17 protein-coding genes are annotated in these 16,525 nt (G+C 38.4%); 10 read left to right on the top strand and 7 right to left on the bottom strand.

Translation table 11 applies throughout. From position 1 onward, the window contains the following. The first annotated feature begins 100 nt into the window (after positions 1 to 100). The 10 genes from ACKWCD_RS02440 to ACKWCD_RS02395 all read left to right on the top strand — a co-directional run bounded on the left by ACKWCD_RS02440 (position 101) and on the right by ACKWCD_RS02395 (position 7,509). Positions 101 to 2,002, top strand: coding sequence for an Ig-like domain-containing protein (locus tag ACKWCD_RS02440; protein ID WP_413982335.1), 1,902 nt, complete (start codon positions 101 to 103; stop codon positions 2,000 to 2,002). A gap of 166 nt (positions 2,003 to 2,168) precedes the next feature. Then, positions 2,169 to 2,612, top strand: a complete 444-nt coding sequence (locus tag ACKWCD_RS02435; protein WP_413982334.1) for a nuclear transport factor 2 family protein — start codon at positions 2,169 to 2,171, stop codon at positions 2,610 to 2,612. A 185-nt stretch (positions 2,613 to 2,797) separates the two neighbouring features. After that, positions 2,798 to 3,349, top strand: coding sequence for a DUF6090 family protein (locus ACKWCD_RS02430; protein WP_413982333.1), 552 nt, complete (start codon positions 2,798 to 2,800; stop codon positions 3,347 to 3,349). A 136-nt stretch (positions 3,350 to 3,485) separates the two neighbouring features. Next, on the top strand, positions 3,486 to 3,866 hold the full coding sequence (locus ACKWCD_RS02425) for a DUF1428 domain-containing protein (protein WP_413982332.1): 381 nt from the start codon (positions 3,486 to 3,488) through the stop codon (positions 3,864 to 3,866). 23 nt (positions 3,867 to 3,889) lie between these two features. Next, the gene (locus ACKWCD_RS02420; RefSeq protein WP_413982331.1) at positions 3,890 to 4,432 is read left to right on the top strand and encodes an SRPBCC family protein; all 543 of its coding nucleotides are present in this window, start codon (positions 3,890 to 3,892) and stop codon (positions 4,430 to 4,432) included. A 101-nt stretch (positions 4,433 to 4,533) separates the two neighbouring features. Further along, positions 4,534 to 5,007: a hypothetical protein gene (locus ACKWCD_RS02415; protein ID WP_413982330.1), complete on the top strand. Its 474-nt coding sequence runs from the start codon at positions 4,534 to 4,536 to the stop codon at positions 5,005 to 5,007. Between the two features lie 68 nt (positions 5,008 to 5,075). Next, entirely contained in the window at positions 5,076 to 5,645 is a 570-nt protein-coding gene (locus tag ACKWCD_RS02410) for a hypothetical protein (protein WP_413982329.1), read from the top strand. A gap of 82 nt (positions 5,646 to 5,727) precedes the next feature. Further along, entirely contained in the window at positions 5,728 to 6,234 is a 507-nt protein-coding gene (locus ACKWCD_RS02405; RefSeq protein ID WP_413982328.1) for a hypothetical protein, read from the top strand. A 3-nt stretch (positions 6,235 to 6,237) separates the two neighbouring features. Further along, positions 6,238 to 7,059, top strand: a complete 822-nt coding sequence (locus tag ACKWCD_RS02400; protein ID WP_413982327.1) for a tetratricopeptide repeat protein — start codon at positions 6,238 to 6,240, stop codon at positions 7,057 to 7,059. 36 nt (positions 7,060 to 7,095) lie between these two features. Then, the gene (locus tag ACKWCD_RS02395; protein WP_413982326.1) at positions 7,096 to 7,509 is read left to right on the top strand and encodes a ribosomal protein L7/L12; all 414 of its coding nucleotides are present in this window, start codon (positions 7,096 to 7,098) and stop codon (positions 7,507 to 7,509) included. 7 nt (positions 7,510 to 7,516) lie between these two features. Here ACKWCD_RS02395 and ACKWCD_RS02390 read toward each other — a convergent pair whose 3' ends face one another. The 7 genes from ACKWCD_RS02390 to ACKWCD_RS02360 form a co-directional block, all read right to left on the bottom strand. Further along, the gene (locus tag ACKWCD_RS02390; protein WP_413982325.1) at positions 7,517 to 8,203 is read right to left on the bottom strand and encodes a galactosamine-6-phosphate isomerase; all 687 of its coding nucleotides are present in this window, start codon (positions 8,201 to 8,203) and stop codon (positions 7,517 to 7,519) included. After that, positions 8,200 to 9,996 carry a sodium:solute symporter family protein gene (locus ACKWCD_RS02385; RefSeq protein ID WP_413982324.1) on the bottom strand — a complete coding sequence of 599 codons (1,797 nt, stop codon included), beginning with the start codon at positions 9,994 to 9,996 and terminating at the stop codon, positions 8,200 to 8,202. Before ACKWCD_RS02385 ends, ACKWCD_RS02390 begins: the two co-directional genes overlap by 4 nt. A 37-nt stretch (positions 9,997 to 10,033) precedes the next feature. Further along, on the bottom strand, positions 10,034 to 11,407 hold the full coding sequence (locus ACKWCD_RS02380; protein WP_413982323.1) for a family 4 glycosyl hydrolase: 1,374 nt from the start codon (positions 11,405 to 11,407) through the stop codon (positions 10,034 to 10,036). Between the two features lie 141 nt (positions 11,408 to 11,548). After that, positions 11,549 to 12,925, bottom strand: a complete 1,377-nt coding sequence (locus ACKWCD_RS02375) for a hypothetical protein (protein WP_413982322.1) — start codon at positions 12,923 to 12,925, stop codon at positions 11,549 to 11,551. A 154-nt stretch (positions 12,926 to 13,079) separates the two neighbouring features. After that, on the bottom strand, positions 13,080 to 14,321 hold the full coding sequence (locus ACKWCD_RS02370; RefSeq protein WP_413982321.1) for a serine hydrolase domain-containing protein: 1,242 nt from the start codon (positions 14,319 to 14,321) through the stop codon (positions 13,080 to 13,082). A 259-nt stretch (positions 14,322 to 14,580) separates the two neighbouring features. After that, complete coding sequence (locus tag ACKWCD_RS02365) at positions 14,581 to 15,402, bottom strand: DUF2911 domain-containing protein (protein ID WP_413982320.1); 822 nt, start codon at positions 15,400 to 15,402, stop codon at positions 14,581 to 14,583. A gap of 1 nt (position 15,403) precedes the next feature. Then, positions 15,404 to 16,516, bottom strand: a complete 1,113-nt coding sequence (locus ACKWCD_RS02360) for a helix-turn-helix domain-containing protein (protein ID WP_413982319.1) — start codon at positions 16,514 to 16,516, stop codon at positions 15,404 to 15,406. Positions 16,517 to 16,525 lie beyond the last annotated feature (9 nt).

The raw sequence follows: 16,525 nt of genomic DNA, 5'->3' as shown, positions 1-16,525 counted from the left end.
TAAGTTGAAAGTTCCATTTTAAGAATCCACTACTTTTCAACTACAAAAGACTTAACCAATTAATTCAAGAACTAATACCAAAATTTTCATATTAATAATTATGAAGCATTCAAGCATTTTCAATTCGTTAATAATCATCTTAGCATTTACAACACTATTTTCTTGTAGTGATGATCCTATGGAGGAAGCCACTGTTCTATCAAATATTACCTTAAATAAAACGGAAATTTCTATTGGAGTTGGTCAAACAGAATCTATAGCGGTTACATCAGATACCCAAGGGCTGAGTGTTTCTTGGCAAAGTAGCAATGTCGAAGTTGCCCAAGTTAAAGACGGTGTTATTCAGGCTATCAAACCAGGAAATTGTACCATAACTGCAAAGGCGGGAGATGTAATGGCAATTTGTAATACAGAGGTGTTTCTAACACTACTAGAAATTAACATTTCAACTCTGGAACTTCAGTTAGGAGCGTCTGAATCACTTTCACTTACCTCAGAAATCGGTACACTTGAAGTTACTTGGTCGAGTGATAATACAGATGTTGCAACAGTAATAGATGGAGATGTTCAAGCAGTAGGAGTAGGAAGTTGTATAGTAACTGCACAAGTTGGGGAAGCGTCAGTTTCCACTGAAGTTATAGTCTATCCTAATCAAATTGAATTTGATAAAACCGAAATAAATTTGGTAATAGGAGAAACGGAAACCTTATCAATAATTCCTGAAGTCGGAGAACTAGCAGTAAACTGGTCGAGTGATAATACCGATATCGTTACCGTCGAGAACGGTATTGTTCAGGCATTATCAGCGGGGATTGCAACAGTAACAGCAAGAGTTGGGGAAGCATCAGTTTCGATTGAAGTCATAGTCTATCCGAACCAGATAGAACTTGACAAGACCGAAATCAATTTGGCAATAGGAGAAATGGAAAACCTATCGGTAATTTCTGAGGTTGGGGAACTAGAAGTAAACTGGTCAAGTGATAATCCTGAAGTAGCACAGGTAAATGAACAAGGTTTGATAACAGCACTTACAGTTGGTGAAGCTCAAATTATCGCTCAAGTAGGCGATGCAACTGCTTCAAGTCTCATTACAGTTACAGATTCGGATTCAGATCCAGATATTTATGTAGTCGGTGAAGAAGGTTCTGTAGCTAAAATTTGGAAGAACGGCGTTTCAAACGAATTGACTGGCGGTTCAATAGCGCAAGCTTGGGCAATTGATATTGATGGTACAGATATTTATATAGCCGGCAATCAGTTCAATGGAAGCAAACTCGTAGCAAGAATTTGGAAAAACGGTACACCAACTAATCTTAGTGATGGAACTAAATCTGCTTATGCAACTGATATTCAAGTAGTGAATGGAGATACTTACGTATCAGGCTTTGAGTTCAGTTCAAATAGCATATCAGTAGCCAAAGTTTGGATTAACGGTGTCTCTACAACACTAAGCAACCCTTCAAATACAGCACAAGCCCGGTCAATAAAAGTTGTGAACGGAAACGTTTATGTAGTGGGATTTGAGTATGAAGGTAGCAAGTCCATCGCAAAAGTTTGGACGAATGGAGTAGCCACGAATTTAACCGACGGATCATTCAATGCCGAAGCATTTGGACTTGATGTTTCAAATGGAGATGTTTATGTGGTTGGAAATGACGGATTTGTTGCAACAGTTTGGAAGAACAATATACCCACCGCTCTAACTGATGGAACTTCTACTGCAGACGCATATGATATTGATGTAGTTAATGGAGACGTATATGTTGCCGGTGAAAATGGAAGCAATCAAGCTACGATATGGAAGAATGGTGTGCCAACTGAATTAACAGGCCAATTCGTTAGTTCTGGTGCTAATGCTATTCATGTAGAAGATGGAACGGTCTACGTAGCCGGGTTTATTTCTAATGGTGGAACACAAGCCAAAGTTTGGAAAGATGGTGTAGAAATGAATCTTACAAATGGAGCAAACACATCAGTAGCAAGAGATATTATTTTGAAGTAATGCTCAAAATAGAAAAACTAGCGAACAAATGTAATAGACCTAAGTTTCCTCGCTACCACTAGTTTGCAACTAGTGGCCGCAACATTAGGCCCGTCAATTTTTAAAGAAATATAGTAACTTGTTACCTCCTACGGTTGTGGCGTACCCTATGATTGAAAACGCTGATATGAAAAATTTGAAGCTACTAGTACTACTAATTTTGACTTTAGGTTGCCAAACAAAAGATGGTATGAAAGAACAACAAAAAGATATCATCGAAAACTATATCAAATCATATAATGATTTTGATATAACCGGCATGACAAAAAATCTGTCGGAAGCTGTTGTTTTTGAGAATGTTTCAAATGGACAGGTGGAATTGAGAACAGAAGGCATAACCGAATTTAAAAAACAAGCTGAAGCTGCAACATCCTATTTTACGCAAAGAGAACAAACTATTGAGTCGTGGGAATTCGATAATTCTAAGGTTACTGTTGAAATTGACTATAAAGCAACTTTAGCAATTAACCTACCAAACGGAATGAAAACCGGCGAAACTTTGGAATTGAAAGGCGTATCTGAATTTGAGTTCGAGAATGGTAAAATTAAAAGCATTACGGACAAAAGCTAAATACCCCTTTCTGCCACTCTTCCCCCGCTAGTTCGAGAATCCTGCTCGTGCCGTCAACAGTAAGCCCGTCAACTTTTAAAGAAACGTAGTAACTTGTTACTCCTGATAACCATTGGGACCAAAGCTATCGGTCAGCAAGAAAATAAATGTTAACTTGGAAACAAAAATCAAACACATACAAAGGAATGAAGCAATTTATTAGAGAAATTGTATCGGTAATCATCGGAATATTGGTTGCCCTATTCATTAACAATTGGAACGAAGATAGAAAGGATAAGGAGTATCTGGATCAAATATTTTCGTCCATCGACAAGGAATTAGAGGAAAGCCTTACAGATATAGAAAGAGTAATTCCCAAGCAACTGGAATCTGCAGACAGCTTACAAGCTTACTTGAATACTGAAGAATTATCGATATATGACATAATTATAAAGGCTGATGGTGTTCATGCTCCAAGTATAAAAACGAATGCGTGGAATGCTATTGCCAATTCCAAGATTGAATTGATAGCCTATGAAAAACTATCTGCATTAGCTGATATTGAAGAAAGAAAAGAAAACCTGAAATGGAGACTTGAAAAACAGATGGATTTTATGTTCAAGAACATGGAAGAGACGGATAGAGGAAAGAAGGAAATGCTCATGATGACCATTAGAGATATGGTTGGTGCCGAGAAAGAACTGCAAGCTGAAATCGAAGCCTTGTTAAACAATGAACCTGCTAGCCGTAATGAGTAGTTATCCTATAAACTGTTACGCTTCACTTTGACCAAACGTTAATTTATGATCAAATTTTTTAGGAAAATTCGACAACAACTTTTGGGCGATAGCCTAAATTATACTGAAAACAGAAAATTGATTTAAACTTAAAAGCATGGCAAATTACATAGACGGTTTCGTCCTTCCCGTGCCACGAAATCACCTTGACACCTATAAACAGGTAGCTGAAACCATAGCAGAAATTTGGAAGGAACATGGTGCGCTAAATTACTTTGAGTATGTAGGTGAAGATTTAAAATTTGAAGGCACCCGTTCTTTCCCTGAATTTGTAGCTGCAAAAGAAGATGAAGCCATCATATTCGGCTGGGTTATTTTTGATTCACGAGAGGCGCGCGATCTAGCAAATGAGCGCGTAGCAGCAGACCCAAGAATGACCGATATAGTTGCCCCATTGACCAATCCATCAAAAATAATTTTTGATGCCAAACGCATGATTTATGGGGGATTTCAAGCTCTTGTACAAACAACTACATAATGTAATCAACTAAAATTAGACTCATGAAAATTTTAAAATACATCCTCGGAATTTTAGTCCTCCTGATTATTGGTTTTTTTCTTTTAGGAATCATCAAATCAGAACAGTCCTATGACTGTGAAATACTAGTCGACAAGCCACTAGCTGAATCTTGGGCCATTAGCCAAGATGCATCTAAAATGTCACAATGGTTGGAAGGTTTTCAAAAATTTGAACATGTCAGCGGCACGCCTAATACGGTAGGTGCGGTATCAGATGTATATTTTATTACTGATGGGCAGGAAATGACCATTCGAGAAACCATTACCGATATCGTACCCAACGAATCGGTATCAATGAAATTTACCTCAGACTTTATGGATATGGATTATACACTAGCTATGGAATCCGTTGATGGCAAAACAAAAATCAGTTCAAGTACAACTGCCACAGGAAATGGAATGGTTTCGAAATCTATAATGGCTATGATGTCAAGTGCTCTCAAAACTCAGGAAGAGACAAATCTGACTAGTCTAAAAAAAACCATTGAGGAAAATTCAAAGAATTATTCTACAATTGAAAACTAGTTTATTACCTGTAGATGCCCATAGTTACAACTAGTTGTCACAACAATAAGTGGTTGGATGGCTATTTACTCAGTTTCATTAGTCCTTTAAACCAACACAAAATGAATAAAATACTTTTTACACTTATCATTTCAGCACTAAGCTTATCACTTTGTAATGCTCAAAAAATTGAGTCCCAAAAAGTATTCGGGGGTTATAAGTACGCTCAAAACGGAAATGATTTATCACTTTCCGAGTTATCCAAGGTTTTAAAAACCAATACCAAATCATTTCAAACCTATAAAAAAGCGAAAACAAAAGCAGTATTTAGTTATGTCTTTGCTGGTATAGGTGGAGGTTTAACTGGATATCCTGTTGGAACTGCCCTAGGAGGAGGCAAACCTAACTGGACATTAGCTGGTATAGGTGTGGGTTGCTTGGCTGTTGCCTTCCCTCTTGCTGCCAGTGCCGACAAGAAAATAAAAGAGTCTGTAGACATTTACAATTCTTCACTAGATCCAAGGACTCATGTTTCTAAAACAGAATTGAAAATAGTGGGGAACATAAATGGTATAGGCTTGTCATTGAATTTCTAATGATTAAAATATAGTAACTTGTGACTTTCAGTACCGCTGATACTACCAATCACAAGAAATTGAAACCGATGACAAAAATTGTATTCCTATTTTTTTTAATAGCCTTTACTGCTTGTACTCCTGTAAAAGAGAACACATCAAAGGAGATCAAAGCCTATTATGAAGGCTATAAAAATTCAGATTACAATCAAGTAAAAAGAACCTTAGCCGATAGTCTGATAACTACCGAAGGAGATTATATCATGGCCTTTTCAAGGGAAAGCTACCACGAACAATTTAAATGGGATTCTGTCTTTAAACCGGTCTATAAATTGATTTCTATTGAAAATCAAGAAGAGCATCCTGTCGCTACGATTACCGTTCATTCCTCAAAGTTTGAATTTTTGAAAAATAATCCTTTGAAATTGAGACACCAATTCTATTTTACGAAAGGGAAAATATCCAAAATTAAAACCGTAGATTTTATCGATGTAAATTGGGATACATGGGAAAAAGAAAAGGTGGCTTTGGTGAATTGGGTGCAAACAAATCATCCTGAGCTAGATGGTTTCATGAATGACTTAACCATGAAAGGTGCTCAAAATTATTTGAAAGCAATAGACTTATATCAACAGCGCCAAACCAAGGTAACAGAGTAATCCTCCGCCTAAACTCTCGAATGACTGGAGTGTTTTGCTAAAGTCATTAAAGGTTAAGCTGGCAATAAACTAAAACATAACATTGAAAAATTTCTGGAACATCTTCTTACTAACTACCGCTACCCTAGCCCTAGTACTTTTCTTATGTATACGGCATTGGGCTAAAAGCTATATTGAGCCGATTACCTATGATAGCGCAGTTGACAAAAAAAACTTAAAACTATGCGCCACTGGATATATACCCCAATATTATATGATCTCAACAGGTTATACTGGTGGCGAAAGGGCATTAAAAAACAAGTTGTTACCGATCATTGAAAAAGAAACCCTTTCTTTTGATAACAAAAATGGCAATATCGCTATTCGCTTTATTGTGAACTGCCATGGTGAAATCGGACTTTTTAGAGCCAAAGGAACGGATGAAAGTATTAAGGCCAGTGATTTTGATAAAAACAAGATTGATTTTCTAATCTCGGCTATCAGCGAATTAAAAGATTGGCAACCAGGTAGCATAAACAGTGAAAAACGCGATAGTTACTATTACATCAATTTTAAAATTGAAAACGGACAAATTACCGACATCTTTTAAGCTATGAAATTATTCCTTAAAATATTAAAAATAGGGTTCTCGTCATTTTTTCTGATCTTCATTTTAGTAGTAGTTTACTTTGTATTCCTTGCTCCAAAAGAAACACGTTTTATGTTAGCAGGGCCTCAAGGCTCGTTGCTTTCTCAAAAAATGTTCAATCAATTAAAAGGAGAATATCCTGATTATTCAAAGGTCTATTTTGAACAGTCCGTCGCATGGAACAAATATGGAAATTTTGCCAAAGGATTTGAACTCCTCGACCAAGCGGTTGAACGTGACCCGGCATTGCATCTTGGGTATCGTGGTTGGATGAAACTGCGAAAACTTCGTGCTTATGATAATGCCTTAGAAGATTTCGACAGATTAGACAAATTGACCCCTGATGTCGTAGACGCGCCTTGGGGTGAAAACATCGACTTTTTAAGAGGCGAATGCTACTATGGCAAAAAAGAATACTCCAAAGCCATTGAAGCTTTTAATCGCACTATAGCGAATGAAAAAGAGGATTGGGCCGACCCGCAAACCTTTGTTTATTTGGGCTTGTGTCAATACCAACTCGGGAATTATGAAAAAGCTATTTCAGAATTCAAAAGGGCCTTAGCACAATCAGCTTCCATTTGTGAAGCGCATTTTGGCTTGGCTCAAACGTATTTGAAAATAGGTAATGTTGAACTTGCCAAAACGCATCTTAAAAAGACTGAAGAAAGCATGGTCTATAAAAGAGATGATGAATACAATGAGTATTTGAATGAAATTTATTTATGGGAGGTTCTTGAATTTAAAGAACAGCTGGAGAGAATACCTTTGGCTGACGCAGCACTATAAGACTCACAAATAATACACTTGCTATTTTAAAACTTTATGAAGATTATCATTAACGATATCGAATTTCCTAAAGAAGAACTGCTAAAACTTATCAGGGAAAGTAAAATTCAGGCTATAAAAATGGTTCTTGAAGCTACGAATATTGGTTTGAAAGATGCAAAAGATATTATTGATGACTTAGCAAATGACCCTAATTGCTATGATTCAAAACATATCATAAAAGAGAAAAGAACTGCTATTGACAATGGAAAATTTCAGGTAAGTATTGAAAATGGCACTTCGACAAACTCCGCTAGAACAAAAGGAAGGAATGCTGGCGCTCATGTATTAAAGGCTAATCCATCAAAAAGAGCCTTGATTATTGGAATACTTTTTTTGGCTATTCTACTATTTCTAATTTGGGCGGAACTTAGTGTGGGTATTTTTGGCTCTCCTTTTGCGGGAAGCTAGTCTTTGACTAATTCACTAGTAAGCAATGTACATTGTCATGTTTCCAGAGCCAAGAAGCAGGACAATCATTCGTAATAGTGCCAGAAAGTAGGTACTTTGTAACCTCTTGTTTACCCTCACCTGAAACCAATAGCAGTATTTTTTTTGCTGCTAGGATGTCTTGCATTCCTAAAGTAAGTCCTTGAGTGGGCTTTGTTTCACTACTTCCAATCATGCTATGATCTTGTGATTGTATTGCTAAGTTTGCGATATGACAATGTGCTTGCAATTCTTCTGCAGGTTCATTAAAGCCTAGATGTCCGTTTTTCCCTAAACCTAAAGTACAGATATCAATAGGTCCCTCGCGTTCTAAAACGGTATGTATGCGATTGCATTCTTCTTCAAGCTCAATGACATTGGTGTTAAAACCAAAATACCGTTCCTCAGAAATGTTTAAGGGTTTTAAGATGTGCTCATGGATATACGCGTGACACGAACCTTCGAGCGTAGGCAGACCAACCCATTCGTCTAAGGGAATGATACGTGTCTTTTCAAACAGCGAGGCGCATTGCGCTAAGCTTTGGTAAAGTTTTGTTGGAGAGTTTCCGGTTGCGGTGCATAGTAAGGCATTCGGATTTTGTCGAACTTCTTCAAGTACAATCTCCGCCGCTCGTTGACTCATCGCTTCTGTATCCGAGAAATAACTGATGTTCATGTGACCTCCTGTGTTTTTGCCGTTTCCACTAATTTAAGCGTCAACCAACCTGTGATTCCACCTATAACTATTAATATCAATGCAATAGTGTAACTTCCTAATATTAAATGTCCTACGCTAAATAAAATACTATTTAAAAAGATGACGCCAAAAACAAATCCGAGCCAAGAATCACGTGAACTACTCGTATCAACATATTCAGGAACTTGGGCCGCTATGGGTCCCCACCATCCTTTCGGGCGGACTTTTTTATAGAACGAAACTAGCTTTTCATTGTCCACCGGTTTTGTAGCGAAGGTTACCATCAGACTTATGGCAGTGCACAACAAAAGAATCACCGTTGCGCGAATCAGTGCAACATCATCTTCGTACCAGCCATTCACTTGCGCTAAAACGGCATCGTTGACCCATCCGAAGTTATGGATCCATTTAATCCATAAAAATCCGTTGGCCAAGAACAAAGCTGATAGCATACTTGCAATTTCCGACCATGCATTGATGCGCCACCAAAACCAACGCAGCATTACTATGATGGCGATGCCGGAAATTATTTCGATAATGTAAATCCATGCTCCTGCAATACTATCCATCTGCCAGGCAGCTGCTGCAGATAGCACTAATAGCAAGGTAATGCTCACTCGGGAAACCATCAAGTAATGGCTATCATTGCCTTTGGTATTGATAAAGCGTTTGTAAATATCATTGACCATATACGAACCTCCCCAACACAAATGGGTATCAATCGTACTCATAAAGGCCGCCATAAAAGCTGCTACTAGAAGTCCTTTCAATCCGACGGGCAAGACCTCATGAATCATCATCGGGTAGGCCAATTCAGGGTCTGCCAATAAAGCTGGTGTAGCCTCGGAAATGGGTAAAATCACAATAGAACCAAGACCAACTACAATCCATGGCCAAGTCAAAATAACCACTCCAGCAACAGCAAACCAAAGTGAAGCTTTGATCGCATGCTTTTCGTTCTTCGCAGAAAACAGACGTTGCACAATATATCCATCACCTTGTGCTTGCCCGAGCCATAGGACACCGATAAGGCAAACAAAAGCAATCATTTCAGTAGCACCAATATGCGATAAATCCGGGAGCATATCCAATACACCTGCCGGTGCATCAGCTCTTGCAGCGATTTGAGTGGCCAGTTCTGTCGGTCCACCGACCTGCACCATTACCAAAATAGCGAGTATCATAGTACTAATGGTACCTGCGGAAAAATGCAGCATATCTAAGATGACCACTCCTTTGATTCCTGAAGTTAAGGTATGCACAAGTGCAAAGGTTAAGGTTATTCCAAGCGCAAATTCAGCGCTCCATCCTAACATGATATTAGAAAATTTGAGCATGGCGAGAATTACCCATCCCATGGAAATGCAGTTTTTAAATATTCCGAAGAAAGCAGCTGTAAAACCCCGAAGTACCGAAGCCGATTTACCGCTATACCGCAATTCAATCATTTCAGCATCGGTCAGTATCTCAGCCCTGCGCCAGTATTTCGCATAGAAAAAGACCATCATCATAATACCTGTTCCCAAGTACCACCAGAGCCAATTGCCATAAATGCCTTTGCTTCGCACCAAAGCAGTTACAGCTAATGGAGCATCCGTAGCAAACCAAGTTGCAGCAATCGAAGTGCCTAAAAGCCACCAAGGCAAATTGCGCCCAGCGACAAAAAAATCGGTAATGTTCTTTGATTTATGTTTCGCGACAAAAAAGGCGATGCCTATCGATAAGAGCAGATAGGCAATGATGACGGCCCAATCTAGGGGTTCAAGTCCCATAGGCCTGTAGTTTTTGTTGTGGTTGGTTTATTTGCATTTAATTCAGCGGAGGCAAAACCTCTTTTTGTAAGGTCAGCATTTCATTGCACATATCAACAGCGTTTCTATAGGAGTTTACCGTAGGTTCAATTAAAATGGCCTGCAAAAGTTTGTCTTTAGATTGTTCATCATAGGCTTCCACCAAGAGTTGGTGAATACTGGCATGTAAACGAATGGTCGCCGCAATGCCTTCTGGAATGGGTTCCATCGAAATCGGTTGAATTCCCTGGGTATCACAATAGGCAGGAAGTTCTACCACCAAATCATCAGGTAAATTCGGAATCGCTCCTTTATTCGGAACATTCACAGCTTCAAGCCATTGCTTTTCATTGCTTACCACGGACTCCATAATTTGGGTCGCTATTTCTCCAGAACTTTTAAAGCTTCCATCATCATTTTCTAATTGTATTTCTTCGGTGCTTCCTACTGGCAGCAGTTTCTTGCTCCAATCTTTCGTCCATTCTCGTTCGTAATCGACACGGTCAACTGTATATACTCCTTCAGGAATTTGATTATTTTCCCATGGATGTCCTTCTGCGGGGTCATAGAAAAATTGCAACTGCGGAATCACAAACTCTTCGGCCCAACGAATATATTCTCCATAATGATTTGATGCCGGCGAAGGCCATTGTCCAAAGCGTCTGAACAGAATTCTGCCTAAGGCCAATTCGTGCCATTTGGCCAACCAATCCCCTTTTTGTTCTATCTCACGCAGTTTTGGGTACAGGTCTTCCCCGGTGGACCTTTGTGTGATTTCTTGGAACCAAGTAAAGTGATTGATGCCGCAGGCTTTCGTTTGCAAATCATTTAATGGAACATTCAATAATTCCGACAATTGCTCTCTGCCCATAAAAACGCCATGACATAATCCCACAGCTTTGATAGAAGTTAAGCGTGTTACCGCCTCACATATTTTATGTTCGGGATTGGAGAAATTCAAAAGCATCGCACTGGGGCATAAGGTTTCCATAGCCCTTGCTAGATCCATAATAACCTTGATATTCCGTAAGGCGTGAAAAAGTGAACCTACTCCCCCATTCTCCCCGTATACCTGTTTAAAGCCATATTTTCTTGGGATATGAAAATCCTGAGCCCAATAGACATTGCGATCTTTTTCTAGGGCGCAAATGACAAAATCGGCATCCTTAATGGCCTCATCCCTATCTGTAGTTGCGATGATTTTGGCCTGGCGATTTAGCTTCTCATTCACATACGCACCATGTTTGACTACATGGTCCAAATGGCTTTTTTCAATATCCATCAAATGGATTTCCAAACCATTTTGACAAAGTGTAGTGCTCATCAAAATATCTTGCACGATAATCGGTCCGAATTGTAAACTGCCAGCACCGATATAGGCGATTTTAACCATGGAGTATGCTTTTATATCTAGTAAAATCTAAATATAGAAGGATTTTACTGCGGAAACAAATTAGTCAGCATGAGCTATCTAGAAGATAAAATACTTGAAGAAAAATTTCATGCGAATAGTACAAATGCTTCAGAAAATCAATCAAGGCTGCATAGCACTCATAAAAGCTGGAAGTTCCACTACATAAGAATCAACCGATTTTCCGTCTTCTGCCCCACTCCAGTCAGAACCAAATAATACCCGTGTTCCTGTGGGACTAATAACAGCATGAGGTTCACCCCAATATTCAAATTCATTCTCATCAGCACGATGATGACCAATACGATATACTTGTACATTCCCTTTTTCTACTCTCGCTAATACCAACTCTTGGTCTAATAAGGTTTGTCCGTTTTCATCATAACCTACCATAGAAGCAGCTATCCATCCCGGATTTTTATGGGCTACTGCAGAAATATGGGTCCCTGATTGCGGATAGTCGTAGCCCAAACTTTGACTAATTACAGGAAAACATTCGCCTGTAGTCAAATCATGTGCAATGATGTCTCCTAAACAACCGCCTTCTGGTCCTTCCGCAAATGCGATTGAAAAATGCGCATCTGTACCGCCTACTAGTTTACCCAAACAAGAATGTTCGGTTTTGCTTTCATTGAGGTTACGCATATTTTTTCCATCCGCTCCAAAGACGGTTTGACTATGATAAAAACGTTCACCACTTGGTGCTGGCATAGGCGCTGTATATTCGATATCAGCAATATCAAACTGAACTACTTCCTCAGTAGAAATGCGATAATAATAGGCCGTGCTATTATCACATCGAAATCCGATAACATCAGAATCCCAAGACATCATTTGCACATCGTTACCAGAGCCAATGTTGCCTGTGCAATTGGATAAATCTCTTAAATTGGCAAGTGTTTCTTTAGTCATACTTCCAACGGAATACTTTATTAAGTCCGAATTGTTTCGATCTACATAGAAAAAAATATCAGGTTCATTAAAATCCCAAAAAATCTGCTCAATATCATCAGGATTGACATCATCAAGGTTTCTAATAAAACTATAATTTATGCCATCTAAAAGCTGATGAACACCATTCGATTGATCATAAAGAATCATATAACTTTCATTGGCATTCCAAGCCTGTATGGTACTATACATTGGTTTAATGACATTACCGTCACCAGCATTTGAAATACGTCGAATAGTAGTACCAAAAGAAGGATCAGTGATGGTCTGAAGATATTCAGGTTTGGGAATATCTTGCATAGGGTGAGGCTCTAAATCGTTTGCTACAAGCTCGAGGCTTACATCGGTGCTTGGCGTATCGGTATCGTCATCAGAATTGTCATCGGTGGTATCGTTCGTATCGTTGTCATCATCGGCAGAATCAATAGTATCATCAGGTTCTTCTTGTTGATCTATACTATCAGTTGGAATTAAAGAATCATCACTTTTGCAATGTGTAAAAAGTAGAAGTGAAGTTAAAACAAGGGCCAATAGTTTTGGGGTATTCATTTTCGCAATCTTTTGGGGTTTAGATATTTACGCAAAAAAAGAGCGTTCGGTATGCATCGAACTGAATTATTATGCTCCATCTAGTGAAAAGCAGACCCAAAGAAGATTTTAAAATTGATCATAGGAAATGTAAAGTACCAGATCTTTATTGAAACTACTTTTTATCCAGTTCTTTTAGCAAATGATATAGATCAGGAATAACATTACGCGCTAATCTTGAATTGCCATTAAGAAGTACACAAATACCAGTATCTGTATCAGGAAAAAGGGCTATTTCATTTCGATAATTATTGACACTACCGCCGTGATGCCACATGGTTTTTTCCTCCGTATTATCACTTTCTTGATAGTTGTGAATTCGCCAACCAAAACCATAATGTGATTGTTTGTGTCCGGGCCAACGTTGATAATATTTGTTATTGTAACTGACTGCAACAAAAGGATTAAAAACTTCTTGTAAAGCATCTTCTTGCATTACTTCAGGATTGTGGCCTAACAAAAAACGCATCCATTTGGCCATATCTTCAGCATTCGCATTGATACCACCAGCTGCGACTGCATTGTAATATCTATCTCTCAATGGTAGGGTTCTCCATCCACTGCGTCTTCGAGAATGCGGCATCGCTATATTTTCTGTAGTAATTAAGTCTTTGTGATTCATAGAAACGCTAGTCATACCCAAAGGCTTAAAAAAACGTTCAGACAATAAGGTCTTGGTATCTTTCCCAGTTGCTTTTCGCATGACTTCTTGACTCAGTGAAAACATGGCATTTTGATAACTATATTGATGTCCCGGTTTACTGATAGGTTTTACTTCATTAAAACGAGCAGCAATCGTCTCCATAGATAATCCTGCTTCCACTAAATTGGTAAAACTATGATAGGGTGTTCCTGAAGTATGGGATAAAATATGGCCTAATCTGATTTTAGCCGTATTTGCTTTGTCCCCCAATTGAAATTGAGGAATGTAATCCGTGATTTTATCGTTCCATGACAATTTGCCTTCCGCCTTAAGATTAGCTGCCAAAACACCTGCAAAACCTTTCGACAAAGAACCTAATCGGAATACCGTTTCTCCATCAACTTTAGCAGTCCCTTTGATACTTCTTTTGCCAAATCCCTCGGAAATAACAATAGAATCACCACGAACAATACTTACCCCAGCTCCTACAATATCACCAGAAGCAATGGCTTGGTCAAAATACTGTTGTAAAGCGGTGTGTAATTTTTGTTGATATACTTTGTAGGCTAATCTAGCCTTTTCATCAACAATCTTTATTTCTGTGGGAGTTGATACGTTAGCTTCAAGTGTATTTGAGCTTACTTTTGAAGAGGTAAGCCCTAAAAAAGCTAACATCAGGATTGTGAGGCCTATTATAATTTTAAGAAATTGCACGGACTATTTTTGGTTAAGTTGGGACGTCAATTTTGGGGTACTACAGTCATAACTGATAATTCTTCTATTTATTTTGCTAATCTCAAACTTTAAGACTTTTCTAAATTAAGGAATTAAAAGCTTAAGTTAATCCTTTAACCACTACAATTACTTTCATGTAAAGAATCTCCCCGCCAGCAGAAATGAGCAGAGAAGAGTTTATTTAAAAACACCCTGAATCAAGAAAGACCCAGAGTGTTTTCTAGTGTAAACTATTCGTTTACTGATTGATGATTTTTTCGTTTATTCGAATAAAATCTTTGTTCTCCGCCTTTTTAGAAAGTGCCAAAGCACGTTCAGCGACTTTTTTAGCCTCTCGATCTTTTCCTAAATCCTGCAAAATGAGCGCTTCCCGCGTTACAACGAAAAACATTGCCTTTGGAGATTCGGTAACTTTCTGAATATATTCCAAGGCTCGCTCTAATTCAGTTTGATTTTCATGTAAATACAAAGCTGCAGCATAATAATCGAAAATATCCGGTCCGGCTAAAGTTTTAATAATGTCAGCCGAAATTTGTTCTTTCTCGTCAACACGTATAGGAATTTCTAAGCGGGTTTGCTCCCACTCCAATAGCAATGTGGTACTTTCCATAGTAATATCCTGAAAGTGCAGTTCCAGACTCTCTAGGACTATACCCCTTTTATTTACAGGTACCTGCAATTTCACCACGGGTTGGGCCTCAACATAGTCGTTCCAATCCCCTGAGGAATACGTATACCAATTCAATTGCCAAGTCTGTACTCCAGGTTTTGCTAACAGAGAATAACTTCCTTTTTTCAAAAGTTGGTCACCCACAAATACATCCCCAGAAAAAGTGATCTTAGTAGCGGCATTGGCACCAACACGCCAAAATTCATTGTAGGGTAATAAATCCCCAAATATTGTTCGCTCACGAGCACTAGGCCTGGAATAGGAAATTTCTACTTCAGTAAGTCCGATAGTCTGTTTTATATTAGCTGAAGGACTTTGCGCAGGCAAGCTTAATTGTGCATGCGCGGTCAGGGCCACAAAAAGGGCCATAATCAAAATATAGTTTTTCATATTATAAGTTTTTGTTGAAATACGCTGATGGTGAAGAACCCATTAGCTTTTTAAATGATTTATTAAATGTTGTTTTGGAATGGAAACCAGCTTCTTGCGCTAAGCCGAAAAAAGTCAATTGCTGCGCCTTTTCCGTTTTCGCCAAAGCGACAAACTCTTTGATACGATAGTAATTAACGTATTCAAAAAAGTTCATTCCGATATTCTCATTAAGCAAACGTGCCAATTCAGGGTCGTTAACGCCTAACATTTCTGCTAATTCCGTTTTTAACAGCTTGCTATTCAAATAGGGTTTCTTTTCAAGCATCAAGGTATCGAGTTGTTCTTTTAAACGATCTAGATCAGATGCACTCAATTTCGATTGAGTATACTTTTTGGTTTTTTGTTTTCCTAAGGGTAATAATTGCAATACTTGAGGTGCTATCATTCCATAATAGGTAATAAACAAAATTATCAAGACCAAAAGCAGCCATATGTAAGGTCGAGCATTTCGTTCGAGCATATCGAACCCAAAAAAACTGGTTAGCAATAAGCCAGCCCATATCAAAAGACAAATTCCTATTATGATTAGGAAATTCTTTAGAAAACTAGTTTGAGGCTCGTAAGACAGCTCGTTTTGAACATCAATTTCAAAGACTTTTAATAATTGCCAGCCTTTTACCCAATAAAATATATTCACTACCAATCCCACGGCATGACACCCATAAATGACCCGCATCAATTCTCCCGTTTTATCGCGAGCTACGAGCACTTCATTACTTGGAATCACAAAATAAACTGCAACAAAAATGATATATACCAAAGCTGGAATGTAATGCGTCAAATCTTGTTTTGAAAATGATTTTCGTTGGACTATCGAACGTGTGAACAAAAATATCGTTGGACCAAAAAGCAAGGCTGAAAGCTCAGATAACGAAATCAATCTAAAGTTATAATTACCAACGCCTGCCGTATACAGCACTTTACCTATTAAACCAAAGGACACAACACCAATAAAAAAAGCCATATAACCATTGATTCGTTGTCTATTTTTAGGTGAAAGCCCGTAAATAAATAGCAGCAATAAGCTCTGAAAGAAGCCAAAATAGACCAGTTGATTTAAAAGTGTCTGCATGGAGTGCAA

Source organism: Maribacter taeanensis (genome assembly GCF_047345145.1).
Classification (GTDB): domain Bacteria; phylum Bacteroidota; class Bacteroidia; order Flavobacteriales; family Flavobacteriaceae; genus Maribacter_C.
This window is presented reverse-complemented; position numbering and strand designations above follow the sequence as displayed.